The following is a 26,910-nucleotide window of genomic DNA, read 5'->3' on the forward strand; positions in this document are numbered from 1 at the left end:
CTCACGCGAGCCACACCCGGTCGAAGCGGGCCCAGTCGAGGGTGTTGGCGGGCGCCGTGGTCTCGACGCCCTTCACGTTCGTCGCCGTTCCGATGATCCAGTCGGCGAAGCCCCAGACCAGGAATCCGCCCTCGGTGTACAGGCGGCGCTGCATCCGCTCGTAGACGGCGGCCCGCTCGGTGGTGTCGCGGGTGGACTGGGCCTGCTGGTAGAGGGCGTCGAAGTCCTTGTGCCGCCACTGGGTGGCGTTGGTGGTGGAGTCGGTGAGCAGCCGCTGGGAGAGGTGGGCCTCGATGGGCATGGCGCCGGAGCGGTAGCAGCACAGGGTGCCGTTGTCGAGGATGTCGGCCCAGTAGGAGTCCTTGCTGCCCGTCCTCACCTCGACGGTGACGCCCGCCTTCGCGGCCTGGTCGCGGAAGACGGTGGCGGCCTCGGTGAACCCGGCGGCGACGGCCGAGGTGTCGAGGGTGACCTTCAGCTTCTCGGCGCCGGCCTGCTTCAGCAGGGCTCGGGCGCGGTCGAGGTCCTGCTCGCGCTGGGGGAGGCCGTCGGCGTAGTACTCGTAGCCCTTGCCGAAGAGGTCGTTGCCGACGACGCCCGCGCCGGAGAGGGAGCTGTCGACGAGTTCCTGCCGGTCGGCGATGAGGAAGAACGCCTGCCGGACCCGCGCGTCGTCGAAGGGGGGCCGGTCGGTCTTCATGCAGAAGGCCTGCATGGCGCTGTTGCGCAGCCGCACGATCTCGATCCGGCCCTGTTTCTCGTGGGCGCGGGCGGTGGTGGGGGCGAGTTCGTGGGCGTAGTCGACCTGGCCGCCGAGGAGGGCGTTGACGCGCGCGGACTCCTCGTTGGCGACGACGAACTCGATCTCGTCGAGGTAAGGGGCGCCGTCCCAGTAGGCGTCGTGGCGGCGGAAGACGGCGGAGCGGCCGGGGGCGAAGGAGACGAAGCGGAACGGGCCGGAGCCGATCGGCTTCCGGTCGAAGTCGTCGGCGCCCTCGGGGACGATGTAGGCGCCGAACGCCGCCAGGACGTTGGGGAACTCGGCGGTCGGCCGCTTGAGGACGAACTCGATGCTCCGCTCGCCGGTGGCGCGGCTGGCGTCGAGGTCGATGGGCTCCAGGGACGCCTTGGCGCGGAACGCCTGGTCGGGGTCGGCGATACGGCGGTAGCTGTGGAGGACGTCGTTCGCGGTGACGGGGCTGCCGTCGTGGAAGGTGGCCTCGCGCAGGGTGACCTGCCAGCGGTCCAGGGTGGTGTTGGGCTCCCAGCCCGTGGCGAGGCGGGGCCGGGCGGACAGGTCGGGGCCGTAGTCGGCGAGTTTGTCGTACTGGGCCTTGGCGCGGGCGGCGTCGGCGAAGAGGTTGGCCAGGTGCGGGTCGAGGGTCTCGCTCGCGCCGCCGCCGGCGAAGGCGGCGCGCAGCCGTCCGCCCTTCTTGGGTCTGCCGTCGCCGGTCTTCCGGTCGTCGCCCGTGCCGCTCCCGCAGCCGGTGAGGGCGAGGGCGGCGGCGCCGGTGGTGGCGAGGAAGGCTCGGCGGTGCGGGCCGGGGAAGCGTGCGTCGTCCATGCGTGCCCCTTGGAGTGGGTGGGGTGAGTGGGATGAGTGGGGTGGGTGCGGGGTGGGTCAGCGGGTGGTGCCGCGCAGGCGGGCCACGACGTGCAGCCGGTCGCCGTCGGCCGTCGCGCCGGGCGGGTCGCCCTCCCGCCACGCCGGTTCGGTGCGCGGGCCGGGGCCGTCGTGGAGGTCGAGGACGTCGAAGCCGTGCGTGGTGAGGAAGTGCCGCAGTTCCTGCGGGAAGAGCAGCCGCCACGCGGAGTGCTGGGCGACGGGCGGGGAGCCGTCGTCGGTCGTCCAGACGCGGATCCGGCGCAGGAGTTGGGCGGTGCGGTCCAGGGACAGGTTCGTGGTGGAGCGGTGCCGGACGCCCTGCCAGTGGAAGGTGTGGACCGTCGGGGTGCCGAGGAGGTCCGTACGGCCCAGGAGGTAGGCGCCGTTGCGCATCTCGGCGACGAGCAGCCCGCCGGGGGCGAGGGCGTGGCGGCAGGAGGTGAGGAAGCCGTCGAGCTGGGCGTTGGTGTGGCAGTACAGCAGGGAGCTGTCCAGGCAGACCACGGCGTCGAACGCGGCCCGGCCGAGGTCGAACGCGTGCAGGTCGGCATGGACGTAGGCGGGGCCGGGGTGGTGGGTGCGGGCGTGCTCCAGCATCGCGTCGGAGAGGTCGGCACCGGTGACCGTGCGGCCGGCGGTGTGCAGGTGGGCGGCGTCGCGGCCGGTACCGCAGCCCATGTCCAGGACGCGCGGCCCGGCGCCGTGCCGGCGCAGGCAGTCCTCGGCCCAGCGTCCGGCGAGCCGGCCGGGGTCGGGGAAGCGGGCCTCGTACAGGGCGGGGTGGTCGGTGAGGAGGTTGCCGGCGGGAGGGTTCCCGGTCGGCGCGCGGTGCTCCCCGCCGGCAGGAGACTGCCCAGTCGTCACGCGGTGCTCCCCGCCAGCAGGAGACTGCCCGGCCGTCACGCGATGCTCGCCGCCGGCAGGAGACTGCCCGGCCGTCACGCGATCCTCCCCGCCGGCAGGAGACTGCCCGGCCGTCACGCGGTGCTCCTCTGCTCGGCCGGTGCGGCGGGCGCCGGCACCGGGCTGCCGGGCAGTGTGCCGCGCCGGTGGAGCCAGGCCACACCGGCCGCCGAGGCCAGTCCGAACAGCGCGCAGCACACCCAGGGGAGCCACCCGGAGCCGCCCCGCTCGCCGGTGTCCATGGCCCAGCCGACGGCCGTGTTGCCGACGGCGGCGGCGACGCCCGAGACGACGTAGAAGATCCCGAAGTAGGTGCCGGTCAGGCCGGGACGGCCGAAATCGGGGATCAGCTCCATGACGAAGGGGGTGGCGACCATCAGACCGACGTACAGCAGGAGGGCGCCGACCAGGACGGGGACGGCGTCGAGCCACCCGCCGGGCGGCGCGTCCGCCACCGCCGCCGGGGGCAGGAACGCCAGGCCCGTCAGGGCGAGGCCCGCGGCGATCCAGCGGGCCCGGCTGCCGCGCGCCTTGAGGGAGCGGGTGATGCGCAGTTGGAGGGCCAGGTTGGCGAGCGTTCCGACAAGGAAGACGAGGCCGGCCGCGCCGTCCCAGCCGGTCGCCCGCCGGACGCCGTCGGGCAGCAGCAGGTAGAGCTGGCTCTCCAGGGTGAACAGGCCGACCATGGCGACGGCGAAGGCCAGGAAGGTCCGGTTGCCGACGACCTCGCGCCAGTCCGTGAGGACGCTGTGGGTGCTGGGCTCCGCCTTCCGCGCGGGCAGGACGAGGGCCTGCGCGACGGTGAGCACCGCGAAGATCCCGGCGGCGGTGAGCGCGCAGGTGCGGAAGTCGGCCAGCAGCAGGGCCCCGCCGAGGAGCGGGCCGATCAGCGCGCCGGCGGTGGCGAACACGTTGAACAGGGCGAACGCCTCCGCCTTCCGCTCCCCCGCCTCCTGCGTGAGGTACGCCCGTACGGCCGGGTTGAACAGGGCCCCGGCGAGGCCGCTGAGGACGGACGCGGCGAGCAGCACCGGCAGCCCGTCGCCGAGGGCGAACAGCGCGAAGCCGAGGGTGCGCAGGGCGCACCCGGCGATGATCACGCCGCGGGCGCCGAGCCGGTCGGCGGCCGAGCCACCGATGAGGAACAGGCCCTGCTGGCTGAGGTTGCGCACGCCGAGGACGAGGCCGACGACGGCGGCGGACAGGCCCAGGTTCTCGCCGAGGTGGGTGGCGAGGTAGGGGACGAGGAGGTAGAAGCCGGTGTTGACGCCGAACTGGTTGACCAGCAGCAGCCGGACCGCGAGCGGGAAGCGGCGCAGCTCATGCCACGTCTTCACGGGCCCCCACCTCCTCGATGCCGAGTCCGGGGCGGCCGCTCGCCCGGACGACGCCGTCGGCGCCCCCGATGCCGGTCCACGGGTCGTGGGCGAGCAGCAGATGGCCGTCGAGGTCGGCCCAGCGGGCGCGGTCGGCGAGGTGGACGGCGGGGGCCAGGCCGAGGGTGCTGGCGGTGAGGCAGCCCAGCATCAGCTCGGTGCCGCTGCCCTCGATCGCCTCCGCGATGCGCAGCGCGGCGTGGACCCCGCCGCACTTGGCGAGCTTGACGTTGACGCCGTGGACGCGTCCGGCCAGGCGGCGGACGTCGTCGAGGCCGACGGCGTCCTCGTCGGCTATCACGGGGAGCGGGGAGCGTGCGGCGAGGGCCGCGAGGGCCTCGGGGTCGCCGGGCGCGAGGGGCTGTTCGACGGCCTCCACGCCGAGTTCGGCGAACCGGGGCAGCAGGATGTCGGCCTGCCGTGCGGTCCAGGCGCCGTTGGGGTCGAGGAGCAGCCGGGCGCCGGGCGCCGCGTCCCGCACGGCCCGGACGCGCCGCACGTCGTCCTGGGGGTCGGGGGAACCCGCCTTGGCCTTGAGGGTCCGGAAGCCGCGGGCGGCGAGGCGGCGGGCCTCGGCCGCCGCGTGCGCGGGCGGGGTGATGCCGAGGGTGCGGGCGGTGGCGGCCGCGGGGGGCGCGGGGGTGCCCAGGAGCCGGTGGACGGGGGTGTCCGCGTGCCGGCCGGCCAGGTCGAGGAGCGCGGACTCGACGGCGGCGGTCACGGCGGGCGGGGTGCCGGGGGCGGTCGCCTCCCCGTGCCGCAGGGCGTCCAGGGCGCTCTCCGGGCCGGCGTAGCGGCCGAGGTCGACGGCGGTGAGGAGCTGTACCAGGGTGTCGGTGTCGAGGCCGTAGTACACGCTGGTGACGGCCTCGCCGTGGCCGCTCAGTCCGTCGTGCTCGACGGTCAGCCAGACGGCGTCGCGGGCCGTCATGGTGGAGCGGGAGATGCGCAGCGGCTCGGCGAGGGCGAGCCGTACGGTACGCAGTCGGGCCTTCACGGGGCGCCCTGCCAGGCCGGGAGGCCGGTGAGCGGGTCGGTCACCCTCGTGCAGCGCGCCCAGCCGGTCGCCTCCGCCGCGTGGGGGTGGGGGATCTCGACGGGCCGGGTGGCCGCGGCGGCCGGGTCGAGGCCGTGGCCGGTGGTGAAGTCGTCGTCGTAGACGGTGCCGAGGTAGCGGTGCGGTCCGTCGGGGAAGACGGTGGCGACGACGGCCCCGGGGTGGACACGGGCGGCCCAGGCGGCGACGCGGGCGGCCGCCCCGGTGCTCCAGCCGCCCGTGACGAAGCTGGTGCGGGCCAGGGTGCGGCAGGTGTCCACGGCTTCGGCGGGGCCGACCCAGTGGACCTCGTCGAAGGCGTCGTGGGCGACGTTGCGGGGGTGGATGCTGGAGCCGAGGCCGCGCATCAGGCGGGGGCGGGCGGGCTGCCCGAAGATGGTGGAGCCGGTGGCGTCGACGCCGATGAGGCGCAGGGCGGGCCAGTGGCGGCGCAGGGGGCCGATGAGGCCGGCGCTGTGGCCTCCGGTGCCGACGCTGCACACCAGGATGTCCAGGTGGTCGAGCCGGTCGGTGAGTTCGGCGGCCAGGGAGGCGTAACCGGCGGTGTTGTCGGGGTTGTTGTACTGGTCGGGCCAGTAGGCGCCGGGCAGGACGGCGAGCAGGTCCCGGAGCCGGGCGAGGCGGGCGGCCTGCCAGCCGCCCTGGAGCGCGGGACGGTCGACGATCTCCAGCCGCACCCCGTGGGAGCGCAGCAACTGCCGCATGGACGGTTCGAGTTCGCGGTCGCCGACCAGCACGACCGGATGGCCGAGCGCCTGCCCGGCGAAGGCGAGGCCGAGGCCGAGCGTGCCGGAGGTGGACTCCACCACCGGTGCGCCGGGCCGCAGTTCACCGCGTTCGCGGGCGCCGAGCAGCATCGACACGGCGGCCCGTGCCTTCATGCCGCCGGCGGCGAGCCCTTCCAGTTTGGCCCAGAAGCCGGGGTGGGGGGCGGGCAGGTCGGCGGTGACCCGGACGAGGGGGGTCCGGCCGAGCAGCGACAGCAGCTCCGGGCGCGCGGTGGGGCGTACGGCGGTGACGGTCATCGCCCGCCTCCGGTGCTCCGGTACCGGTGGACGCTTCCGGGGCCGCCGTCGAGCCAGAAGAAGGGGTACGGTTCCGCGCACACCGCGCTCACCCCGTGTCCGAGGAAGCGGGGCAGGACGGCGCTGCCGGTCTGGGCGAACATCACCAGTTGCTTGCCGTGCGCGAGGGCGTGCCGGCGCAGGGGTTCGAAGGTGCCGTTGCCGAGGGTCATGCCGGAGACGAGCAGCGCGTCGCAGCGGGCGGCCGCGGTGAGCGCGTCGGTGACGACCGGCTCGTCCCACTCGGTGACCCCGCCCTTGAGGTCGCAGGGGACGTAGCGCAGGCCGCGGGCGCGCAGGGCGTCCAGGAGGGAGTTGACGACGCCGACGACGAGCACGGTGGCCCCGGCCGGCAGGTCGAGCAGGGCGACGACGGCCTCGGCGCGGGCCCGGGACTTCTCCAGCGAGGTCCCGGCGGGCAGCGCGAGGGTGCGGGCGCCGCTGCCGGGGCCGTGCGGGGTGACGTGCATGAGGTAGGCGTCGAGCGCGGCCACCCGCACCGCCGGCAGGGGGTGGCCGAGGAGGCGGCGCACGTCGGTGCCGACGCAGTCGTCGAGGACGCTGTCGGGCAGGTCGCCGGGCTCGACCGCGCAGGAGCCGACGGCCTCGGCCAGGCGCAGGCTGAGGACCTCGTTGCGGTAGCCGGTGCCGCGCCCGTCGTGCCGTACGGCCTGGCGGGTGGTGAAGGCGACGGCGATCCGCAGGGCGGCCGGGTCGGGGCCGAGGACCCCCGACCGGACGCGGTCGACGAGGTCGTCGTACGACAGGTACGTGCGGTCGTCGTGCGACGGGCGCGCGGGATCGTCGGGCGACGGGCGCGCGGGATCGCCGTGCGACGGATGCGCGGGATCGCCGTGCGACGGACGGGCCGGGCCGTCGTGCGACGGATGCGCGGGATCGTCGTACGACGGACGGGCCGGGCCGTCGTGCGACGGACGGGCCGGGCCGTCGTGCGACGGATGCGCGGGATCGTCGTGCGACGGGTGGGCGGGGGTGCGGACGGCGGTCATCGGATCACCAGCTCCGTGCGCAGTGTGGACAGCAGGTGCTCGACGCGGGCGCGGGCGCCGGGGCCGTCGGGGTCGCCGGCCATGACGTGGCCGAGGTACTCGTTGTTGCTGCCCGCGGCCCGCACGGCGCGGCCGGGTTCGGCGAGCTCGGCCTCCAGCACGTCCTTCTCCCCGGCGAGGTGGGTGCCGTCGAGCCGGTCGAGGGTGCCGGCGCGGTCGGGGACGAGGAAGCCGATGGCGGCGCTGCGCAGCCCGGTGTCCGTGCGCCTGAGGTCGGGTGCGCGGCCCAGGGCGACGTCGACGAAGGCGGCGGCGAGGTCGATGCCGGTGACGTGGCGGACGAGTTCGGTGATGCGGTTCCCGGCGGGGCGGGGGTTGACCTCGACGACGCGCGGGCCGGCGGAGGTCAGTTTGACCTCGGTGTGCGCCACGACGCCGTCGGTGAGGCCGAGTGCCTTCAGCGCGTCGAGGGCGGTGTCCACGGCGGCCTCGGTGTCGGCCGGGGTGAGGGCGGCGGGGAACATGTGGCCGGTCTCGACGAAGGCGGGCGCTCCGCCGACGCTCTTGTCGGTCACGCCGACCACGTGGACCGCGCCGGCGTGCGACACGGTCTCGACGCTCACCTCGGGGCCGTCGAGCAGTTCCTCGAGCAGCACGGCGGGTTCGCGGCGCTGGCCGCGGGCGTTGACGGGGAAGTCGGCCAGGGCGCGGACCGCGTCGGCGAGTTGCTCCTCGTCGTCCACGCGGCGCACGTACATCCCGGCGCACAGGTCGACGGGTTTGACCACGAGCGGATAGCCGATCTCCCGTGCGGCGCGGGCGAGTTGCGCCCACTCCTCGTGCAGGGCGAAGCGCGGGCCGGGCAGTCCGGCGTCGGCGAGGACCCGGCGGGTGGCGTCCTTGCGGCAGGCGTTGTGGACCGCTTCGGGTCCCGGGCCCGGCAGGCCGAGGTGTCCGGCGATGCGCGCGACCGCGGGCAGGTAGTAGTCGCAGGAGGTGAGCACGCCGTCGAAGCCGAAGGCCGCGTGCAGCCGTTCGGCCTGGGTGAGCAGCGTGTCGGGGTCGTTGGTGTCGGCCGTGACCACGTTGCGGGCGCCGAGCAGCGGGTGCGCCGCTCCCTCGGGGGCCGCGCGCAGGTAGTGGTGCAGGTCGCGGGTGAGGAAGGTGAACTCGTGCCCGCCTTCCCGGACGGCCCGTGGCAGCAGCCTGCTCATCGACCCGACCCAGCTCTCGACCATCAGCAGATGAGCCACGACTCCCCTTCGCAGTGCATGAGTTGAGACGCGGGCGGCCCCGCGCCCTCGGAGGGGAGGGGGCCTGGCCCTGCGCAACCGACACGCTAGCGATAATCATTTTCATTTACCAGTCCTTCACGGCCCTGATGCACGGCGCGGCGACAGGAATCGCCGCCGGAAGGAGCCCCCGACCACGGCCGGACCGGGCCCTGTTCGGCTGTCAGTGCCCGCCCGTAGACTGGCAAATCACAGAAGTGCGGGCGCGGTTGACGGGGGGCCAGACATGTCCGGTGACGGGTACGGCAGATACGACCACGGTTTCGTCGTCCCGCCGATGCCGCCGGCCCCGCCGCCGCCCCCGGCGGACGGCGCGCGGGCCGTCGCGGTGGCGGTGCTCAACCTCAGCGGCCTGGGACTGGGGTACGCCTGGACGCGCCGCTGGGTCCTGATGCTGCTGTGCTGGATCGCGACCGCCGCCCTGCTCCTCGTGGCGCTGCCGGCCGACCCGGACGGCGTGCCGGGCTTCGCCCTCGTCCTGTACGCCGTGTTCCTCGCCCTGGTGGCGGCGCACGGCGCGCGGGTGGGCCTGCGCACCCGTACGGCGGGACCGGCGCCGCTGGCGCTCGTGCTGGGACTCGTCCTGCTCGCCGTACCGGCCGGGGGCGTCGTGCTCTACGACGACGCGCGCGACGAGGCGGTGCAGCAGATGCTGCTCGACCGGCTGGAGGAGGCCGACCGGCTGGTCGCACGATCCGGCAGACAGGCGTTCAGCATCGGCGAGGACGGCTACCGCGAGGCGCTGGAGATGTACGAGGACCTGAGCGCCGACCATCCGGACTCCCGCGCCGCCGGCCGGGTGCCGAACCGGATGAAGACCTTCTACTCGACGGTCGGCGCCTCCTACGCGACGGGCGACCACTGCGCGGCGATCGAACCGCTGACCTTCCTGCGCAAGGTCCCCGACGACATGCCCCGCACGGACCTGGGGGAGCTGGAGGAGTGGCCCGACGACCGCCTCGCCACCTCGCTCTACACCTGCGCCTCCCAGGCCCTCACGGCCGGCGAGACCGGCTGGGCGACGCACTTCGGTGAGCTGCTGACCACCTTCCCCGACTCCGAGCAGGCCGCGAAGGTCGAACCGGCGGTGGGCGCCGCCGTCACCGCGTCGTCGAAGGAGCTGCGCGGCGGCGAACCGTGCACGGCGGTCGAACGGCTGCGGAGCCTGAGCTCCGACATCGACGGTCTGCCCGGCGAGGAGGCGGGCGTCGACGACACTCTCGCCCAGGACGCCGGACGGGCCACCGCCAACGCCGACTCCGGCACCTACCTGTGCGGCGTGGACCAGTACAAGGACGGCGACTTCGAAGCGGCGCAGACGACCATGAACGAGTTCGTCGAGGAGAACAAGAACAGCAAGAACCGCGCCCTCGCCCAGAAGATCGCGATCGCGGCGGAGATCGCCCAGACGGTGCCGGCCGCCGGGAAGCGCCTGCCCACGACCCGCAGCGGCGGCAGCATCTCGGTCACCGTGCAGAACGACAGCCCCGACGACATCACCGTGCTCTACACGGGCCCGGTCACCGGCAGCTTCACCCTCAAGGCCTGCGGCAGCTGCACGACCTACTCCCTCAGCAGCACCCTCTCCCCCGGCTTCGAGCCGTGCAGCAGCGGCAAGAACTACCCGGAGCGCACCATCAGCCTGCCGCCCGGCACCACGTACTTCGTGCACAAGCCGCAGGGCGACAGTCTCTCCTCACCCGCCTCGGACACCGCCAAGCTCTCCTCCGGCTACCTCTACACGGAGTGCGCCTACGCGACGCAGACGCTGGGCACGGACTTCTGACCGCAGGTCCCGGGCGGTCCTCGTGTCAGCCGGTGCGGTCGCGGCGCGGGACGTAGCGTGGCGTGATGTGCTGGAGTGCGACGGCCGATCTCGTGGCGGGCGCCGGGGTGGCCGCCGTCGGGGTGGCCTGTGTGGCGCGGGTGCGTGACCGCCGGGACCTGCCGCTGGCCGCGCTGCCGCTGCTGCTCGGGGCGCACCAGGTCGTCGAGGCGGTGGTCTGGCGTGCGGGCGGGGGCCGGGGGCCCGCCACCATCGTCTGGGCCGTCATCGCGCTGCCGGTGCTAGGCCCTGTCGTCACATTCCCGTCGTCGCCCGAAGGGCGGCCCTGCGGCGTCAGGTGCGTGCTCTCGCCGTGCCGGGACTTGACCCTCGTACTGGACGTACTGGGGTCAGGGCCCGGTGCGGCGAGAGTGCGTGCATGGCGTCGCGGGGCAGACGGGAATGTGACGACAGGGCCTAGCGGCGTGGGTGCCCGCGGGCGTGCTCCGCGCCGCCCCCGCGCACGCCCGGCGCCGGCTGACCGCCCTGCTCGCGGCGGGAGTCGCCACCGCCGCGGTGCTCGCCCACGGTGTGGCCACCGGCCCGGTGACGGCCGAGATCCGCGGCCGTACGGTCGGCTACGCGCTCGGCCTCCCCCATCCGCCCGTCCTCGTCGCCGGCTACCTCCTGGCCACCGTGGGCTCCCTGCTGCTGTCCGGCGACCGACGGCTGCTGGGGCTGGGGGTGCTGGTGGCGGTGGGCGCGGTGCTCTGCGGGGCGCTGTGGCGCCTGGAGTTCGTGTCGACGTGGTGCGCGTTCGCGGCGGTGTGCTCGGTGGTGCTGCTCGGCTGGGTCCGCGCCCGTCCGGACCGCCGCCGGGTGCCGTCGTAGCGTGCGCCGGGTGCGCCGGGTGCGCCGGGTGCGCCGGGTGCGCCGGGTGCGCCGGGTCAGTCCACCGGGTGACCCGGCCTGATGTCGAGGGCGTCACCGAGCCGTAGCGGGGGGCCGTCACCGGCCCGTGCGCCCCACCGCACGGGTTCGAGGACGAAGCCGACGTGGTCGCCTCCGTCCACGCACCGCACGACCGCGCCCACGAAATGGGCCGCGGCGTCCTCCAGCACGACCGCCCCGCCGTGCCCCGGCCTCCAGCGGACCCGCGTGAACTTGTCGACCCGGTCGCCGGTCTCCCCGCCGAACAGGGCCGCCAGTTCCTGCTGCTGACGGGTCAGCAGGTGCACGGCGAGGAAGTCCGCGGCACGGGCCACCCCGTAGGTGTGGTTGGCCTTGGACAGCCACACCACGTACCGCACGGGCCGCATGGAGCACTGCGAGGAGAACCCGACCAGGCACCCCGCCCGCTGCCCGTCCGCCGCGGCCGTGACCACGCACATCTGCGGGTCCAGCCGGTCCGTGAACGCGTCGACGTCCACCGCGTCCTCCCCCTCGCTCCGGTCCTCGCGGCCGCCCGTCCGCATCTGACGCCGGGTCACCGCCTTCACCCGTCCGAGTGCCCCGCCTTCCCGGTCTCGCACCGCTGCGCGCGGTCGAGGGCCGGGGTGGGGTACGGGTCGAGGGCCAGGGTGCGGCGATCAGAAGTCGATCATTCATGTACTGGTCCCTTAAACCACCTGCGCCTCATGTGCCATACTCAGCCCGCTTGTAACACAATCCGACCGGGGGGTCCGTGTGTACGCCTGTTCCCTGGGCGCCCCACGGCAGGCGCTCCACCGGCACCGCACGCCGGATCCACGACGCCCACGCCCCCGCGCGGTCCCCGCCGGTCCACCGGAGCCGATGACGCCCGCGCCCGCCGGGACCCGCCCCGGACCGCCCCGGACCGCCCCGACGGCGGGCCGTCCCGCGCCACCCGGCACCCGCGTCCGCACAACGGCCAGAACGTACGACGTACACCCGGCTGGAGGCCCGATGAAGAGCTCCCGACCCGTCCGCGCAGCGGTGGCGGCCCTGCTGGCCGCGGTACTGCTCACCGCCTGCTCCTCCGACGGCGCGGACGACGGGGTCCCGCGCGAGTGGATCACGAAGACGTACACCGCGAGCGGAACGGGCTGGCTCGACGCCGACAGCACCCCGACGCAGGTCGCCGACGCGATCCACGGCCATCGAGAGGCGCTCGGCCGGGCGTACGGCGACAGCATGGTGTTCCTGCGCTACGGCGACGACATGGTCACCCTCTCGCCGCAGCGGAACGGCAGCCGGATCGAGATCGAGGACTACCGCAACGGCTACCACCGGCACAGCCAGTACCTCACCGGCTGGCCCGACCCGGACAGCACGAGCTTCCGCGGCGGCGGCCCCGGTGAGGGCAAGTGACACCCCGCCCCCGACGACGTACCGCGGACCTGAAGACCTGAAGACGTGAAGACCTGGAGAAAGGCAACGCAGTGACCGAGATCTTCGAGTCGACCGGCCAGGCCCTGCTCTACGGAGTCGTGGGCCTCGTCGTGATGGCCGTCGGCTTCCTCGCCCTCGACCTCGTCACGCCCGGGAAGCTCTTCCACGTGGTCTGGACGGACCGCAACCGCGGCGCGGCCGTACTGCTGGGCAGCCAGTCCGTCGCCGTGGGCTACGTCGTCATGGAGGCCATCGGGGCCAGCGAGTCCGAGCTGGGCGTGGGCTACGGCCTGGTCAGCACGCTTCTCTACGGACTGGCCGGAGTGCTGGTGATGACGCTGGTCGGCATCGTGATCGGGCTGTTCACCCCCGGCCGGATGGGCGCGGTCGTCCTCGACGACAACGACGGCCGTCCGCACCCCGCCGCCTGGGTTCAGGGCGGCATGTACCTGGGGACCGCCTTCATGGTCGGCGCCGCACTCTCGTAAGCGCACCCGTGACCACCGCCCTGCACGACCGCGACACCGCGGCACCCGTCCGCCCCCCGGCCGCCCGGCACTCCCGGGGGGCCCGCTTCCTCCTCCTGTTCAGCGTCTTCCTCTGCGCCGCCTGCGGCCTGGTGTACGAACTGGCGCTCACCGCGCTGGGCAGCTACCTCATCGGCAACTCCGTCCTCCAGACCTCCGTCGTCATCTCGGTGATGGTCTTCGCGATGGGCGTGGGCTCGCTCGCCGCGAAACCCCTGCGCCGCCGCCCGGTGGGGGCGTTCGCGCTGGTGGAGGGGGCGCTGGCGCTGGTCGGCGGGCTCTCCGTCCTGGTGCTGTACGCGGCGTTCGCCTGGCTGCGGCTCTACACCCCGGCGATGGTCGTCGTCGCCCTCGCGGTCGGGCTGCTGATCGGGGCAGAGATCCCGCTGCTCATGACGCTGCTGCAACGCATCCGGCGGCAGGAGGCGGGCAGCGCCGTCGCCGACATGTTCGCCGTCGACTACATCGGGGCGCTCGTCGGCGGCCTGTGCTTCCCGCTGGTGCTGCTGCCGACGTTCGGCCAGTTGAAGGGCGCGCTGGTGGTCGGCGCGGTCAACGCGGTGGCCGGCGTCGTCGTGGTGGTGTTCATCTTCCGCCGGCAGACCCGGCGGATCGTCCGCGTCGGCCTGCTCTGCGGCGTCGCGGCGGTGCTGGCCGTGCTCGGCACGGCGTACGCGCTGGCCGACGACCTGGAGGTGACCGCACGGCAGCAGATGTACCGGGATCCGATCATCCACGCCGAGACCACCGCGTACCAGGAGATCGTCGTCACCCGCTCCACCGCCTTCACCGGCGAGCCGGACATGCGGCTCTTCCTCAACGGCGACCTCCAGTTCAGCTCCGTCGACGAGTACCGCTACCACGAGTCGCTGGTGCACCCCGCGCTGTCGGGCGGCCGGGACAACGTGCTGATCATGGGCGGGGGCGACGGGCTCGCGCTGCGCGAGGTGCTGCGGTACGACGACGTGCGGCACGTGACGCTCGTCGAGCTGGACCCGGCGATGACCCGGCTGGCACGCGGCTTCGCACCGCTGCGCGAGCTGAACGACGGGGCGCTGGACGACCCGAGGGTCGAGGTCGTCAACGCCGACGCGTTCAACTGGCTGCGCGACGCCCGGCAACGGTACGACGCCGTGATCGTCGACTTCCCGGACCCGGACACGGCGGCGCTGGCCAAGCTGTACTCGGTGGAGTTCTACAGCCTGCTCGGCCAGGTGCTGACCCCGCAGAGCAAGGTGATGGTGCAGAGCGGGTCGCCGTTCTTCGCCCCGAAGACGTTCTGGTCGATCGCGGCGACGATCGAGACGGCGGGGTACGCGACGACGGAGTTCCAGATCGACGTGCCGAGCTTCGGCAACTGGGGCTTCGTCCTGGCCACCCCCGGCGACGGCACGCCCCCGCCGCTGCGGCTGGCGTCCGACGCGCCACCGCTGCGCTACCTCGACGACGCGGTGCTGGAGGCGGCCACGGTGTTCCCCGTCGACCGCCGCCGGGTCGACGTACGGCCGAGCACGCTGATGGATCCGGCGGTGCTGGAGTACGTGCAGAACGAGTGGCGGAACTACTGAACCCGGCCCCTGGGCCCGGACCACCGGGCCGGGACCGACCACCAGGCCGGGACCACCGTGCCCGAACCACCGTGCCCGGACCGCCGCCCCCCGGCCCGACCCCGGACCGCAGCCCCCGGCCCCCTCCCGACGGGCCGCCCCTCACCGGGCCGGCCTCCCCTCACCGGACCGGCGGCTCCTCCGGGGCGTCCGCCGCCCAGGCCACCGCGTGGGGGCCGAACTCGTTCTCCGCCGCGTGGGCCGCCATGCGGGCGTCGCGGGCGCGGGCCTCGGGCCCGTCCGGCAGGTGGTAGTCCTCGCCCGCCCGCGCGGACCCGGCCTGCACGCTGGTGGCGGTCGCGAGCCGCCGGCGCACGTACCGGTCGAGCGCGGCGGGCACGTCGGCCGCCGTCGCCCCCGCGAGGGCGTCGCCGAGCACGGCCGCGTCCAGCAGCGCCTGCGCCGCGCCCTGGGCCTGGAAGGGCACCATCGCGTGGGCGCTGTCCCCGAGCAGGGTCACCCGCCCGGAGTTCCACCGCGCGAGCGGGGCGCGGGTGTGGAGGCCGTGGCGGAGCATCCGCCCCGCGCGTTCGAGGACGCGCAGCACCCGGGGGTCCCATCCGTCGAACTCGCGGACCTGCTCCCCCGGTTCCGCACGGTCGGTCCACGACTCCCGCGCCGCCTCCGCCCGGAACACGGCCACGACGTTGAGGAGTTCGCCGCGGCGCACCCGGTAGTGGACGACGTGCCGGCCCGGTCCGAGCCAGAGGGCGTATTCCGGCAGGTCCAGGTCGGCCACCGCGGCGGCCGGGAGGAGCGCCCGGTACGCGGCGGTTCCCGAGTAGACCGCCTCGTCCGCGCCGAAGAGCCACCGGCGAGCCGTCGAGCGCAGTCCGTCCGCGGCCACGACCAGGTCCGCGTCGAGGCGCTCACCGCTCGCCGTCGTCACGTGGGCGTGCTCGTCGTCCTGTCCGACGCGGACGACCGCGCTGTCCAGGCGCACCGACCGGGACGGCACCGCGGCGGCCAGCGCCCGGTGCAGATCGGCCCGGTGGACCTGGAGATAGGGCGCCCCGAACGCCTCCTCGGCCGCGCGCCCCAGTGTGGCGCGGCAGATCTCCGCTCCGTCGGACCAGGTGCGGAAGCTCAGGTGGGAGGGACGGTCGGCCCGTGCCGCGACCGCGTCGAGCAGGCCCAGCCGGCGCAGCGCGCGCGTCGCGTTGGGCGCGAGCTGGATCCCGGCGCCGGCCTCGGTGAACCGCGGCGCCCGTTCGACGAGGGTGACCTCGCACCCGGCGCGGCGCAGGCTCACCGCGGCGGCCAGTCCCCCGATGCCCGCCCCCACGACGATCGCCCTCATGCCGCGCCCCCCGCCTCGCCGGACCCGCACGGCGTGCCGTGGATCCTCGCACGCGGCGCACCGTAGCCCGTTCCCCGACGCCGGGGAAGGGGGCGGCCCCGGCGGTGCGGGACCGCCGTCCGTCGTGAGCGGTCGGCCGGGCCGTCGTCCCCGGTGCCGTCGTCCCCGGTGCCGTCGCGCGGCCGGGGACGCGGCCGGGCGCGGGTCAGCCGTTCTTGCGGGCCACTCCGCCGTAGATGCCGATCGGCGGGGCCTGGCGCCGGTCGGGGTCGTCGGGACGCCAGTCCGGGACCGGGACGAGGCCGGGCTCGACCAGGGTGAAGTCGCCGAAGAAGTCCAGGATCCGGGAGTGCGTCCGGAGGTTCATGGTGGCGCTGGCGCTGTTGTAGACCGCCGCGGCGTCCTCCCGCCGGTCCGCGTGGACGTCGCCCGTCGCGTGCGACAGGACGAGGTAGGAGCCGGTGGGCAGGGCGTCGCGCAGGGTGGCGACGATGCCGTCCGGGTCGTCCGCGTCGGGCACGAAGTGCAGGAGGGCCACCAGCATCAGGGCCACCGGCCGGTCGAAGTCGATGATCTTGCGTACGTCGGGGTGGTCCAGGATGCCGCGGGGGTCGCGTACGTCGGCCAGGACGACGGAGGTGTCGGTCCCCGCCATGAGGGCCATCGAGTGGGCGCTCACGATCGGGTCGTTGTCGACGTAGGCGATGCGGGTGTCGGGCGCGATGGCGTGCGCTATCTGGTGGACGTTGGGCTCGGTGGGCAGGCCGGTGCCCACGTCGAGGATCTGCCGGATGCCGCCCTCCGCGACGACGTGCCGGACGGCGCGGTGCATGAACTGCCGGTTCGCGCGGACGCCGACGCGTACCTCGGGCGCGGACTTCATGAACTCCTCGGCGGCCTCCCGGTCCACCTCGTAGTTGTCCTTGCCGCCGAGGAAGTAGTCGTACATCCGGGCGGGGTGGGGCTTGCTCGTGTCGATCTCGATCGACTGCGGGCGGCCGCCGCCGCTGCTGGGGGAGGTCATGATGCCTTGCTCCGTCCTGGACTCGCACCCGGCCACCGGTGGGACACCGCGGTGACTGACTGTCAGAACGGTATCCTGGCACGTCTCGTGGGCCGGCGCGTACCGGCGGACGGCGGTTCAGGCGCGGGCGGGCAGTCCGGAGCCGTCGACGGTGAGGGCGCGCAGCAGGCGGTCGAGGTAGGTGCGCAGCCGGCCCGGCATGTCGTACGTGCCCAGCGCGAGCGCCCACTGGAGCTGGAGCCCGTCCATCACGGCGGCGATCTCCGAGGCCGTGCCCTCGCAGTCGGTGTCCGCCGCGAGTTCGCCCCGGGCGACCGCGGCACGCAGCGTGTCGGCGACCTGATCGACGACCAGGCGGTAGCGGCGGACGAAGTAGTCGTGGGCGGGGTGGCCCGTCTCACCGGCCTCGGCGGCGAGGACGTTGAACATCTTGGTGCGTCCGGGCCGCGCCGCGTTGTAGCGGGCGAGGTCGATCAGCGCCTCGAAGGCCTCGACGGCGGTGCGCGGTCCGGGCGAGAAGAACCGCGCGACGTCCTGCTCGTCGCTGTGCCGCAGGACCGAGACGAGCAGGTCCTCCTTGCTGCGGAAGTGGTGCAGGAGACCGCCCTGGGTGATGCCGACGTCCTTGGCGATGCGGGCGAGCGAGGAGGCGTGGAACCCCCACTGGGCGAAGTGCCCGACGGCGACGTCCAGGATCCGGGCGCGGCGCTCGTCACCCACGGCGTAGCCACCGCGGGCGACGGTTCGACGGGGCTTGGTGTCCTGCTTGCGGTCCATGCCGGTCACCCTAATCCGTGCACACACAACGCCCAGGGGGATGTGATTCAAGCCACGAACAAAAACCTACTACCCACTCGGTTTTTTGCTTACGGTGAGGGCGCCGGGACGGCGAGGAAGCCGTCCCCCCTGCCATTGGAGAGCCGCCATGGCCGTCGTCCCCGACGCCGCGCAGAGCGCCGAGTCCCCCGCTCAGGCCTCGCCCACACCACCGCCCCCAGCCCCCGGAACGCTGGTTTTCGGCCTCGCCTTCGCCCAGTTCGGCGTGATGGTCTCGCTGCTGACCCCGGTGATGGTCACGCTCGCGCTGCGCGTCGCGCAGATCGTCCCGGAGGCCGACCGGGGAACCGCCCTCGGGCAGGTCCTCTCCCTCGGCGCGATCCTGGCGATGATCGGCAACCCGGTCTTCGGCTCCCTGTCCGACCGCACCCGCGGCCGCTTCGGCCGTCGCCGGCCCTGGCTGGTCGGCGGCATGGCGGCCGGCTTCCTGGGCCTGCTCGTGGTCGCGCTCGGCGGCAGCGTGCCGGTGCTCATGCTCGGCTGGGCGCTCGCCCAGCTCGGCGGCAACGCGGCCCTGTCGGCGGTCGTCGCCTGCGTCCCCGACCTGGTGCCCGAGCAGCAGCGCGGCAAGGTCTCCGGCATCGTCGGCATGATGACGTCGGTGGCGATGGTGGCGGGCACCGTCCTGGCGAACGTGTTCAGCGACAGCCTCGCCCTGGCCTTCGTCGTGCCGGCCGTGATCGGTCTGGCCGGCGTGGTCTACCTGGCCGTGGTCATGAAGGACCGCCCGGCCGCCGCGGGCGCCTTCGCCCCGTACGGCGTGCGCGAGTTCCTCCGGTCGTTCTGGGTCGACCCCCGGCGCCACCCCGACTTCGCCTGGAACTTCGCCGGCCGCTTCCTGGTCTTCGTCGGCATCTCCTGCGTGACCAGCTACCAGGTGTACTTCCTGATGGACCGGCTCGGCTACGGCGCGTCCGAGGTCTCCGGCAAGATCCTCGTGAGCACGGTCGTCATGGTCGCGGCGGTCGTCGCCGGCTCGCTCCTCGGCGGTGTCCTCTCCGACCGGTCGGGCCGCCGCAAGCCGTACGTGCTCGGCTCCTCGCTCCTGCTGGCCGTCGGCCTGCTCCTGATCGCGACGGCCTACTCGTTCCCGTTGTTCCTCGCGGCCATGGTCGTCTTCGGCTTCGGCGAGGGCCTGTACCTCTCGGTCGACGTCGCCCTCGCGGCGGCCGTCCTGCCGAACCCGGAGGAGTCCGCGAAGGACATGGGCGTGCTCAACATCGGCAACGCGCTCCCGCAGTCCCTCGTCCCCATCGTCGCCCCCGCGTTCCTCGCGCTCGGCGGCGGCGGCCAGAACTACGGTGCGCTCTTCCTCTTCGGCGGCATCGCGTCCGTGCTCGGCGCGCTCGCCGTCCAGTTCATCCGCAGCGTCAAGTAAGGCAGCCGGTCATGACATCCGCGTCCCAGGTCCGCAACGAGGGCCACCCGTACCAGAACGCCGAACTCCCGGTGGAGCAGCGGGTCGAGGACCTCCTCGCCCGTATGACGGTCGCCGAGAAGGCGGGCCAGCTCTTCCACGCCATGCTGGCCATGAAGCCCGACGGCTCCACGGTCGAGAAGGGCGACCCGGGCATGGTGGCCATGGACACCACCCACATGCTGCACGGCCAGTACCTGACCCACTTCAACCTGCTGGGCAGCCATGAGCCGGCCGCCATCGCCCGCTGGCAGAACACGCTCCAGGCGATGGCCGCCGACACCCGCCTCGGCATCCCGGTCACCCTCTCCACCGACCCCCGCCACGCCTTCACCGACAACGTCGGCGCCTCCTTCAACGCCGGCGCGTTCTCGGCCTGGCCCGAGCCGCTGGGCCTGGCCGCCCTGCGCGACCCGCAGCTCGTGCACGACTTCGCGGACACCGTGCGCCGCGAGTACCTCGCCGTCGGCTTCCGCGTCGCCCTGCACCCCCAGATCGACCTGGCGACCGAGCCCCGCTGGTCACGGCAGAACGGCACGTTCGGCTCGGACGCCGCCCTCACCTCCCGCCTCGTGCGCGCCTACGTCCGCGGCCTCCAGGGCGAGAAGCTGGGCCGGCACTCCGTCTCGGCCATGGTCAAGCACTTCCCCGGCGGCGGCCCCCAGAAGGACGGCGAGGACCCGCACTTCCCGCACGGCAAGGAGCAGGTCTACCCGGGCGGCATGCGCGACCTGCACCTGGAGCCGTTCAAGGCGGCGATCGACGCCGGCTGCGCGCAGATGATGCCGTACTACGGCCAGCCCATCGGCACCGACTGGGAGGAGGTCGGCTTCGGCTTCAACAAGGACGTCGTCCAGGGGCTGCTCCGGGACCGGCTCGGCTTCGACGGCATCGTCTGCACCGACTGGGGCCTGATCACCGACGCGGAGATCTTCGGCGAGCCGCACCCGGCGCGGGCCTGGGGCCTGGAGTCGCTCTCGGAGGCCGAGAAGGTGGCCCGGGTCCTGGAGGCGGGCTGCGACCAGTTCGGCGGCGAGTCCCGCCCCGAACTCGTCGTGGAGCTCGTCGAGTCGGGCCGCCTGCCCGGGTACCGCCTCGACGCGTCCGTGCGGCGCGTCCTGCGCGAGAAGTTCGTCCTCGGCCTGTTCGACGACCCCTACGTCGACGTGGACCGGGCCGCCGAGACCGTCGGCCGCGCCGACTTCAAGGACGCCGGCGCACGGGCCCAGCGCCGCTCGCTCACCCTGCTGACGAACGGCCGCAAGGCCCTGCCGGTGACCGGACGGCCGAAGCTGTACGTGAGGAACGTCCAGGAGGGGACGGCGGGCGCGTACGGGCAGGTGGTCGCCGACCCCGCCGACGCGGACCTGGCCGTGCTGCGGCTGCGCACCCCCTACGAGCCGCGCGCCAACAGGTTCGAGTCGTTCTTCCACTCCGGTTCCCTCGCCTTCCCCGACGAGGAGCTGAAGCAGATCCTCGACCTGCTCGACACCGTCCCGACCGTCGTCTGCATCAACCTGGAGCGCGCGGCCGTGATCCCGGAGATCGCGGAGCGGGCCGCCGCCCTGATCGCCGACTACGGCGCGAGCGACGACGCGCTCCTCGACGTGGTCTTCGGCCGGGCCAGGCCCGAGGGCCGGCTGCCCTTCGAGCTCCCCCGCTCCATGGAGGCGGTCGCCGCCTCCCGGCCCGACGTCCCCGACGACACGGCGGACCCCGTCTTCCCGCACGGGGCCGGCCTGTCCCTGTGACCGGTGCCGCCGCGGGCGGGCGGGGCTCCACCAGGGGCCGCCCGTCCGCGGCGGCCGGCAGACGCGAGGTGCGGCAGACGCGAGGTGCGGCGGCCGCGGCGAGCCGCGGAGCCGTACGCGGCGCACCCGGGGCGTCAGTCGGTGACGACCACCTCGTCCATGCTCTTCTCGGTCCTCGCCGTACTGGGCCGGGCTGACGCCCCGGGTGCGGGACGGCCGCTCCCGGCCGCCCGTCGCGCGGACGGGGTGGCCCCCGGTGCCCACCCCGTCCGCGCGCGACACCGCGGGACCGGTACGGGCCCGCACCGACACGCCGGCGGGCCCGGACCCCCGAGGGGTACGGGCCCGCCGCCCGCGTCGAGCGGCCGCGTGCCGGTGTGTCCGGTGTGTCAGGCACGCAGGGCGCGGACCGCGGCCTCCAGTCGCTTGCCGTAGTCTGCGTCGGCCCGGCGGAAGTTGTCGATCGCCCGCTCGGCGATGTCGTCGCGGGAGACCTTGGCGATGAAGCCCGCCAGGTTGCCGATCAGGCGCTCCTTCTCGTCCTCGGTCATCAGGCGGTAGAGGTTGCCCGCCTGCACGAAGTCGTCGTCCTCGGCGTGGACCGGGGTCACGTGGTGGCCCGTCGCCCCGGTGACCGGGGTGGCGCCCCACAGCGGACGGTCCGTCTGGAACGGGCCGCCGAAGCTGTTCGGCTCGTAGTTCTTCGCGCCGCCGTGGCGGCCGTCGTACAGGAAGCCGTCGCGGGAGTGGGTGCGCGCCTCGGTGGCGTGCGGACGGTTCACCGGCAGGTGGTCGGCGTTGATGCCGACGCGGTAGCGGTGGGCGTCGCCGTACGCGAAGAGGCGGCCCTGGAGCATCTTGTCCGGGGACGGGCCGATGCCCGGCACGAAGTGCGCGGGGCTGAAGATCGACTGCTCGACCTCGGCGAAGATGTTCCGCGGGTTGCGGTTGAGCTCCAGCCGGCCGATCCGGACGACCGGGTAGTCGGCGTGCGGCCACACCTTGGTCAGGTCGAACGGATTGAAGCGGTAGTGCGCCGCGTCGGCGGCCGGCATGATCTGCACGCCCACGGTCCACGAGGGGAACTCGCCCCGCTCGATGGACTCGCGCAGGTCGCGCTGGTGGGAGTCGGGGTCCGCACCGGCGAGCCGGCCGGCCTCGTCCGCCGTGAGGTTCCTGATGCCCTGGTCGGTCTTGAAGTGGTACTTGACCCAGAAGACCTCGCCGGCCTCGTTGTTCCACTGGTAGGTGTGCGAGCCGAAGCCGTCCATGTGGCGGTACGAGGCGGGGATGCCGCGGTCGCCGAAGAGCCAGGTCACCTGGTGGGTGGACTCGGGCGACAGACCCCAGAAGTCCCAGACGTTGTCCGCCTCCTGCGAGCCCGTGTACGGGTCGCGCTTCTGGGTGTGGATGAAGTCGGGGAACTTGATGGCGTCCCGGATGAAGAACACCGGGGTGTTGTTGCCGACGAGGTCGTAGTTGCCCTCCTCGGTGTAGAACTTCACCGCGAAGCCCCGCGGGTCGCGGACGGCGTCCGCCGCGCCCAGGTTGCCGGCCACGGTCGAGAAGCGCAGGAAGACATCGGTCTCCTTGCCGACCTCGGAGAGGAACGCGGCACGGGTGTACGGCGTCACGTCGTCGGTCACCGTGAAGGTGCCGTAGGCGCCGGCGCCACGGGCGTGCACGACACGCTCCGGGATGCGCTCACGGTTGAAGTGGGCCAGCTTCTCCAGCAGGAGCTGGTCCTGGACGAGGACCGGGCCGCCGGCGCCCGCGGTCTCGCTGTTCTGGTTGTCGGCGACCGGAGCACCGGCCTCCGTCGTGAGAGGTCCCTGGGTCACGTGCGCCTCCTGCGTCGTTCTCGCCGTCCTGTCCCGTGGCCGGAGGCTCCCTCACCCGTGCGAGGTCCCCGGCCAGAGCCAGCTTCGATCCTACATTGGACTAGATCTAACCCTAGCAGAGCTCCAGAGCCGTACTCATTCAGGAACTGGTTACTCTTGTTGTTAGGATCAAGTCCATGAGCGACCTTGTGGAACGGCTGCGCGCAGGCGGATGGCGGATGACCGCGCAGCGGCGCGTGGTGGCCGAGGTCCTGGACGGCGAGCACGTCCACCTCACGGCCGACGAGGTCCACGCGCGGGCCGCCGCCAGGCTGCCGGAGATCTCCCGGGCGACGGTCTACAACACGCTCGGGGAGCTGGTCTCCCTCGGCGAGGTGACCGAGGTCGCCACCGGCGGGCGCGCCACGCGGTACGACCCGAACACCCACCACCCGCACCACCACCTGGTCTGCGCCGGGTGCGGCGTGATCCGCGACGTCCGGCCGGGCGGCGACCCGATGGCCGACCTGCCCGACTCGGAGCGCTTCGGCTTCACGCTCTCCGACGTCGAGGTGACGTACCGCGGACTGTGCCCGGCCTGCGCGCCGTCATAGTCCCGGTCGCTCCCGGGAGCCCCTGCCCCGAGGGGCGCCGGGGTCGGCCGCCGAGGGTGTCGGGTCGCCCGGAGACGGCCGGCCGGGGTGACGCCATGGACGTGCGATCCCTTCGCATCACGGGCGCCCGCCACGGCATCGTCCGCCGCGCCATCGTCCATCACGGCATCGTCAGTCGCGGCCGAGCAGCGGTGGGACGGACGGCACCTCGGGCGCGTTCCGGACGAAGAGCTGAGCTTGTCGACGATGCCCGGGGTCTGGGCCTGGGGGCCCGTTCGAGGACGGGGAGGTTGAGGATCGTGATCAGGTCCCCGGCCGGGTTCAACTTGGTGGACAGCGCCCACATCACCCGGGGCAGGTTGAACGGGTCGACGTCCTCGTCCACCACGTGGCGCGACGAAGGCGGGGGGCGGCGTTTTTCGTGTAGCGGGTCGGCGCTCTCCGCAGGGGAGGTCACCGCTCTCCGCAGGGGGGAGGTCAGCGCTCCTTCCGCCACCACCCGAGTCGATTGACTCGAGCATGTCATACAGGCTCTGCAACAAGGGTTCCCGGTGCCGCATTCCCCGTGCCCCGGCCCCCTGTACCCGACGCGTCATGGGCGGCCCACTCCGCGGCCTGGAGCGTGTTGACCAGCAGCATGGCGATGGTCATCGGGCCCACGCCGCCGGGTACGGGCGTGATGCGGCCGGCGATGCCGTCGAGTTCGGCGGCGCGGACGTCGCCGGCCAGGCCGTCGGCGGTGCGGTGGATGCCGACATCGATGACGGTCGCGCCGGGCGTGATGTGCTCGGGGCCGATGAGACCCCGTACCCCGGTGGCGGACACGACGATGTCGGCGGGCCGGGTGACGGCGGGGAGGTCGGTGGTGAACTCGTGGGCGACCGACACCGTCGCACCGCGCCGCAGCAGCAGGTGCGTCAGGGGGCGGCCGACGAGTTCGCCCCAGCCGACCACGGCGACGCGCGCGCCGCGCAGTTCGATGCCCTCGGCGTCGAGGAGTTCGACGACGCCGCTGGGAGTGCAGGGGCGCAGTCCGCGCGCGCCGCGGGCCAGCCGCCCGGCGCTGGCCGTGGTCAGTCCGTCGACGTCCTTGGCCGCGGGGATCCGGTCGATCAGCGCGGCCGCGTCGAGCCCTTCGGGCAGGGGCAGTTGGAGGAGGATGCCGGAGACGTCCGGGTCGGCCGCCAGTTCGTCGACGACCGCGGCGACCTCCTCGTGGCCGGCCCGCCGGGAGAGGTGGCGGTGGACGTCGCGCATGCCCGCCTCGCGGACGGCGCGGCGTTTCGCGGCGACGTAGACGGCGCTGGCCGGGTCGTCGCCGACCAGGACGGTCGCCAGGCCGGGCACGTGTCCGGTGCCCGCGGCCCGGGCGACCCCTTCGGCGACCCGGGCCCGGATCCTCCGGGCGATCCGGACACCGTCGATCGTGGTTGTCATGGTGGCGCACCGCTTTCTGCTGGTGAACGAATCGCCCGGTGGACAGAACCGCGTGGGGGGACCGTGTGCGGGGGCCGTGTGCGGGGACCGCGGTCGTGTGCGAGCGCGGTCGTACGGCGCCGCGGACCCGGGCGGCGGTGAGCACCGGAGCGAGCCGAGCGTGAGGTCCGCGCCGGTCCGCCGCGCCCGCGCCGCCCCGATGGCCCGTGATCCGGCGCGCGACAGCACCGCCTGTCCCCGTTCCGGGGAGATTCCCGGACGATGTTCCGGACGGTTTTCCGGACGGCTTTCCGGACGGTTCCCGCCGGTTCCGTAGAGGATCGGCGCTTCAGGCGAAGACGATGGTGTGGTTGCCGTTGCGGATGACCCTGTCCTCCGCGTGCCACAGCACCGCGCGGGAGAGGACGGCGCGTTCGACGTCGGCGCCGCGCCGGGTGAGGTCGGCGGCGGTGTCGGCGTGGGTGACGCGGACGACGTCCTGCTCGATGATCGGGCCCTCGTCGAGGTCCTCGGTGACGTAGTGCGCGGTGGCCCCGACCAGCTTCACGCCGCGCTCCTTGGCCTTGGCGTACGGGCCGGCGCCGATGAAGGCGGGCAGGAAGGAGTGGTGGATGTTGATGATCGGCACGCCGACCTTCTCGATGAAGTCGGCGGAGAGGATCTGCATGTAGCGGGCGAGGACGACGAAGTCGACGTTGTCCTTCAGCAGCCGCAGGTGCTCGGCCTCGGCGGCCGACTTGTCCGGGCCCATGGACGGGACGTGGAAGAACGGGATGCCGAAGCCGCGCACCTCCTCGGCGACGTCCGGGTGGTTGGAGATCACCATCGGGATGCCGACCGGGAGCTGGCCCTGGCGGTGGCGCCAGAGCAGGTCGAGCAGGCAGTGGTCGGACCTGGAGGCGAAGATCGCCATCCGCTTCGGCACCGACAGGTCGCGCAGTGTGCAGGCGAGACCGTACTTCCTCACCAACTCCTCCTCCAGGTCGGCCCGGAGAGCCGGCAGGGCGGCCCGGAGGCCGTCCAGACCGAAGACGGTGCGCTGGAAGAAGGCGCCCCCCTGCGGATTGTCCGAGTACTGGTCGAGGGAGACGATGTTGGCACCGTGCCGGCTGAGGACGGCGGTCACGGCCGCGACGATGCCGGTGGCGTCGGCGCCCTGGACGAGCAGCGCGGCCTGGTGGTCCGTCCCCCGGTGCTTCTTGGCCGTGCCGGCCGGTGTGGCCTGGGTGACCGTCATGCGAGAGCTTCCTTCCTGAACTGCGCGATCCATTCGGAGGTGGCCTTCAGACCGCCGAACGTATAGAAGTGGATCTTCACTTCGCCGTGCCGGACCCGGTCGTACCCCTCGGCCAGGGCGCGCAGGAACCGGTCCGGTCCGGCGGTGCCCATGAGGTTGGTGATCGACAGGCCGTACTTCTTGGCGATGGAGGCGCTGGTGCCGACACCGAACCGGGTGGCGTAGGACATCAGCCGCCGCACTCCCGCCGGTCCCGGGACACCGATGCGCACCGGGAGCGTGATGCCTTCGCCGCGTACCCTCTCGATCCAGGCGAGGACGGGGTCGACGTCGAAGCCGAACTGCGTGATGACGCTCCCGTCCAGCCGCTGGGCGGCCAGTGCCGCGTTCTTGTCCCGCAGCGCGGACCACAACGCGTCCGTGCCGATGGCCGGGTGGCCTTCCGGATAGCCGCTGATGCCGACGTGCCGGACACCGTACTCCCGCAGCAGGCCCGACTCGATCAGGGCGAGGGAGTCCTCGTAGGGCCCTTCGGGACGGGTGGGGTCGCCGCCGACGGCGAAGACGTCGTCGCCGGTCCCGTCGGTCCGGAGCCCGGTGAGGAACTGTTCGAAGTCGGCGCGGGAGCCGAGGCGGCGGGCGGAGATGTGCGGTACCGGCACGAAACCGAGGCGCTTCACCGCTCGCGCGGCCTCGAGCCGCATCCGCAGGTCCTCGTTGCCGAGGAACGTGACGTTGATGCGGGTGCCCTGCGGGATGAGGCCGGCGGCCTCCTCCAGCTTGGGCACGTCCTTGCCGGTCATCTCCAGGGAGAAGTCCTCCAGCAGCGAGGTGCTGACCGCCGCGGAGGACGTGCTGAGGGGGTTCATCGTGCTCCTTGTCGAGGCGGGGCGCGGTGCGGCCGGCCCGGTGGG

Annotated in this window: 23 protein-coding genes and 2 pseudogenes; 9 read left to right on the plus strand and 16 right to left on the minus strand. The window is 73.5% G+C overall.

Features of this window, described 5'->3' with window-relative positions:
* Position 1: 1 nt before the first annotated feature.
* The 7 genes from ACFYWQ_RS16120 to ACFYWQ_RS16150 all read right to left on the minus strand — a co-directional run bounded on the left by ACFYWQ_RS16120 (position 2) and on the right by ACFYWQ_RS16150 (position 8,269).
* Positions 2-1,564, minus strand: coding sequence for an ABC transporter substrate-binding protein (locus tag ACFYWQ_RS16120; RefSeq protein WP_389516840.1), 1,563 nt, complete (start codon positions 1,562-1,564; stop codon positions 2-4).
* Positions 1,565-1,621: 57 nt separating this feature from the next.
* The gene (locus ACFYWQ_RS16125) at positions 1,622-2,380 is read right to left on the minus strand and encodes a class I SAM-dependent DNA methyltransferase (protein WP_389517436.1); all 759 of its coding nucleotides are present in this window, start codon (positions 2,378-2,380) and stop codon (positions 1,622-1,624) included.
* A gap of 203 nt (positions 2,381-2,583) precedes the next feature.
* A complete protein-coding gene (locus ACFYWQ_RS16130) occupies positions 2,584-3,846 on the minus strand; it encodes an MFS transporter (protein ID WP_389516841.1) in 1,263 nt (420 codons plus the stop codon).
* Positions 3,830-4,882 carry a dipeptide epimerase gene (locus tag ACFYWQ_RS16135; protein ID WP_389516843.1) on the minus strand — a complete coding sequence of 351 codons (1,053 nt, stop codon included), beginning with the start codon at positions 4,880-4,882 and terminating at the stop codon, positions 3,830-3,832. Before ACFYWQ_RS16135 ends, ACFYWQ_RS16130 begins: the two co-directional genes overlap by 17 nt.
* Positions 4,879-5,967, minus strand: a complete 1,089-nt coding sequence (locus tag ACFYWQ_RS16140; RefSeq protein ID WP_389516845.1) for a PLP-dependent cysteine synthase family protein — start codon at positions 5,965-5,967, stop codon at positions 4,879-4,881. The genes ACFYWQ_RS16135 and ACFYWQ_RS16140 overlap by 4 nt, the downstream gene beginning before the upstream one ends.
* Complete coding sequence (locus ACFYWQ_RS16145) at positions 5,964-7,016, minus strand: Rossmann-like domain-containing protein (RefSeq protein WP_389516847.1); 1,053 nt, start codon at positions 7,014-7,016, stop codon at positions 5,964-5,966. The genes ACFYWQ_RS16140 and ACFYWQ_RS16145 overlap by 4 nt, the downstream gene beginning before the upstream one ends.
* A complete protein-coding gene (locus tag ACFYWQ_RS16150; RefSeq protein ID WP_389516849.1) occupies positions 7,013-8,269 on the minus strand; it encodes an ATP-grasp domain-containing protein in 1,257 nt (418 codons plus the stop codon). The genes ACFYWQ_RS16145 and ACFYWQ_RS16150 overlap by 4 nt, the downstream gene beginning before the upstream one ends.
* A 265-nt stretch (positions 8,270-8,534) precedes the next feature.
* Here ACFYWQ_RS16150 and ACFYWQ_RS16155 point away from each other — a divergent pair, with 265 nt between their 5' ends.
* From ACFYWQ_RS16155 to ACFYWQ_RS16165, 3 genes and pseudogenes are all read left to right on the plus strand, one after another.
* Positions 8,535-10,094, plus strand: coding sequence for a hypothetical protein (locus tag ACFYWQ_RS16155; RefSeq protein WP_389516851.1), 1,560 nt, complete (start codon positions 8,535-8,537; stop codon positions 10,092-10,094).
* A 65-nt stretch (positions 10,095-10,159) separates the two neighbouring features.
* Positions 10,160-10,375: pseudogene (locus tag ACFYWQ_RS16160) on the plus strand (DUF6629 family protein); the annotation flags it as partial.
* A 175-nt stretch (positions 10,376-10,550) separates the two neighbouring features.
* Positions 10,551-10,964, plus strand: a pseudogene (locus ACFYWQ_RS16165) (DUF6629 family protein); the annotation flags it as partial.
* A 56-nt stretch (positions 10,965-11,020) separates the two neighbouring features.
* Here the strand turns inward: ACFYWQ_RS16165 and ACFYWQ_RS16170 are convergent.
* Positions 11,021-11,548, minus strand: a complete 528-nt coding sequence (locus tag ACFYWQ_RS16170; RefSeq protein ID WP_389517438.1) for a flavin reductase family protein — start codon at positions 11,546-11,548, stop codon at positions 11,021-11,023.
* A gap of 451 nt (positions 11,549-11,999) precedes the next feature.
* Between ACFYWQ_RS16170 and ACFYWQ_RS16175 the strand changes: the two genes are divergently transcribed.
* From ACFYWQ_RS16175 to ACFYWQ_RS16185, 3 genes are all read left to right on the plus strand, one after another.
* Positions 12,000-12,404, plus strand: coding sequence for a DUF4247 domain-containing protein (locus ACFYWQ_RS16175; protein ID WP_389516853.1), 405 nt, complete (start codon positions 12,000-12,002; stop codon positions 12,402-12,404).
* A 71-nt stretch (positions 12,405-12,475) separates the two neighbouring features.
* Positions 12,476-12,913, plus strand: coding sequence for a DUF350 domain-containing protein (locus tag ACFYWQ_RS16180; RefSeq protein ID WP_389516855.1), 438 nt, complete (start codon positions 12,476-12,478; stop codon positions 12,911-12,913).
* A gap of 8 nt (positions 12,914-12,921) precedes the next feature.
* The gene (locus ACFYWQ_RS16185; RefSeq protein ID WP_389516857.1) at positions 12,922-14,520 is read left to right on the plus strand and encodes a polyamine aminopropyltransferase; all 1,599 of its coding nucleotides are present in this window, start codon (positions 12,922-12,924) and stop codon (positions 14,518-14,520) included.
* A 160-nt stretch (positions 14,521-14,680) separates the two neighbouring features.
* Here the strand turns inward: ACFYWQ_RS16185 and ACFYWQ_RS16190 are convergent, their stop codons facing one another.
* The 3 genes from ACFYWQ_RS16190 to ACFYWQ_RS16200 all read right to left on the minus strand — a co-directional run bounded on the left by ACFYWQ_RS16190 (position 14,681) and on the right by ACFYWQ_RS16200 (position 17,660).
* A complete protein-coding gene (locus tag ACFYWQ_RS16190) occupies positions 14,681-15,889 on the minus strand; it encodes an FAD-dependent monooxygenase (protein WP_389516859.1) in 1,209 nt (402 codons plus the stop codon).
* Positions 15,890-16,064: 175 nt separating this feature from the next.
* Positions 16,065-16,883, minus strand: coding sequence for an SAM-dependent methyltransferase (locus tag ACFYWQ_RS16195; RefSeq protein WP_389516861.1), 819 nt, complete (start codon positions 16,881-16,883; stop codon positions 16,065-16,067).
* Positions 16,884-17,000: 117 nt separating this feature from the next.
* Positions 17,001-17,660 carry a TetR/AcrR family transcriptional regulator gene (locus ACFYWQ_RS16200; RefSeq protein WP_389516863.1) on the minus strand — a complete coding sequence of 220 codons (660 nt, stop codon included), beginning with the start codon at positions 17,658-17,660 and terminating at the stop codon, positions 17,001-17,003.
* A 148-nt stretch (positions 17,661-17,808) separates the two neighbouring features.
* Here ACFYWQ_RS16200 and ACFYWQ_RS16205 point away from each other — a divergent pair, with 148 nt between their 5' ends.
* Together ACFYWQ_RS16205 and ACFYWQ_RS16210 are read left to right on the plus strand one after the other, a co-directional pair.
* A complete protein-coding gene (locus tag ACFYWQ_RS16205; RefSeq protein WP_389516865.1) occupies positions 17,809-19,098 on the plus strand; it encodes an MFS transporter in 1,290 nt (429 codons plus the stop codon).
* Between the two features lie 11 nt (positions 19,099-19,109).
* Positions 19,110-20,888, plus strand: coding sequence for a glycoside hydrolase family 3 protein (locus ACFYWQ_RS16210; RefSeq protein WP_389516867.1), 1,779 nt, complete (start codon positions 19,110-19,112; stop codon positions 20,886-20,888).
* Between the two features lie 389 nt (positions 20,889-21,277).
* On the opposite strand, the gene ACFYWQ_RS16215 is transcribed toward ACFYWQ_RS16210, so the two are convergent.
* Entirely contained in the window at positions 21,278-22,729 is a 1,452-nt protein-coding gene (locus tag ACFYWQ_RS16215) for a catalase (protein WP_389516869.1), read from the minus strand.
* A 176-nt stretch (positions 22,730-22,905) separates the two neighbouring features.
* On the opposite strand from ACFYWQ_RS16215, the gene ACFYWQ_RS16220 reads away from it, so the two are divergent.
* Positions 22,906-23,322, plus strand: a complete 417-nt coding sequence (locus ACFYWQ_RS16220) for a Fur family transcriptional regulator (protein WP_389516872.1) — start codon at positions 22,906-22,908, stop codon at positions 23,320-23,322.
* Positions 23,323-23,482: 160 nt separating this feature from the next.
* On the opposite strand, the gene ACFYWQ_RS16225 is transcribed toward ACFYWQ_RS16220, so the two are convergent.
* The 4 genes from ACFYWQ_RS16225 to ACFYWQ_RS16240 form a co-directional block, all read right to left on the minus strand.
* Positions 23,483-23,848 carry a hypothetical protein gene (locus ACFYWQ_RS16225; RefSeq protein WP_389516875.1) on the minus strand — a complete coding sequence of 122 codons (366 nt, stop codon included), beginning with the start codon at positions 23,846-23,848 and terminating at the stop codon, positions 23,483-23,485.
* Entirely contained in the window at positions 23,845-24,759 is a 915-nt protein-coding gene (locus tag ACFYWQ_RS16230; protein WP_389516876.1) for a bifunctional 5,10-methylenetetrahydrofolate dehydrogenase/5,10-methenyltetrahydrofolate cyclohydrolase, read from the minus strand. The genes ACFYWQ_RS16225 and ACFYWQ_RS16230 overlap by 4 nt, the downstream gene beginning before the upstream one ends.
* 328 nt (positions 24,760-25,087) lie before the next feature.
* Positions 25,088-25,996, minus strand: coding sequence for a formyltetrahydrofolate deformylase (gene purU / locus ACFYWQ_RS16235; RefSeq protein WP_389516877.1), 909 nt, complete (start codon positions 25,994-25,996; stop codon positions 25,088-25,090).
* Positions 25,993-26,865: a methylenetetrahydrofolate reductase gene (locus ACFYWQ_RS16240; RefSeq protein ID WP_389516879.1), complete on the minus strand. Its 873-nt coding sequence runs from the start codon at positions 26,863-26,865 to the stop codon at positions 25,993-25,995. Before ACFYWQ_RS16240 ends, purU begins: the two co-directional genes overlap by 4 nt.
* Positions 26,866-26,910 lie beyond the last annotated feature (45 nt).

This window comes from Streptomyces sp. NPDC003247 (genome assembly GCF_042888135.1).
GTDB lineage: Bacteria > Actinomycetota > Actinomycetes > Streptomycetales > Streptomycetaceae > Streptomyces.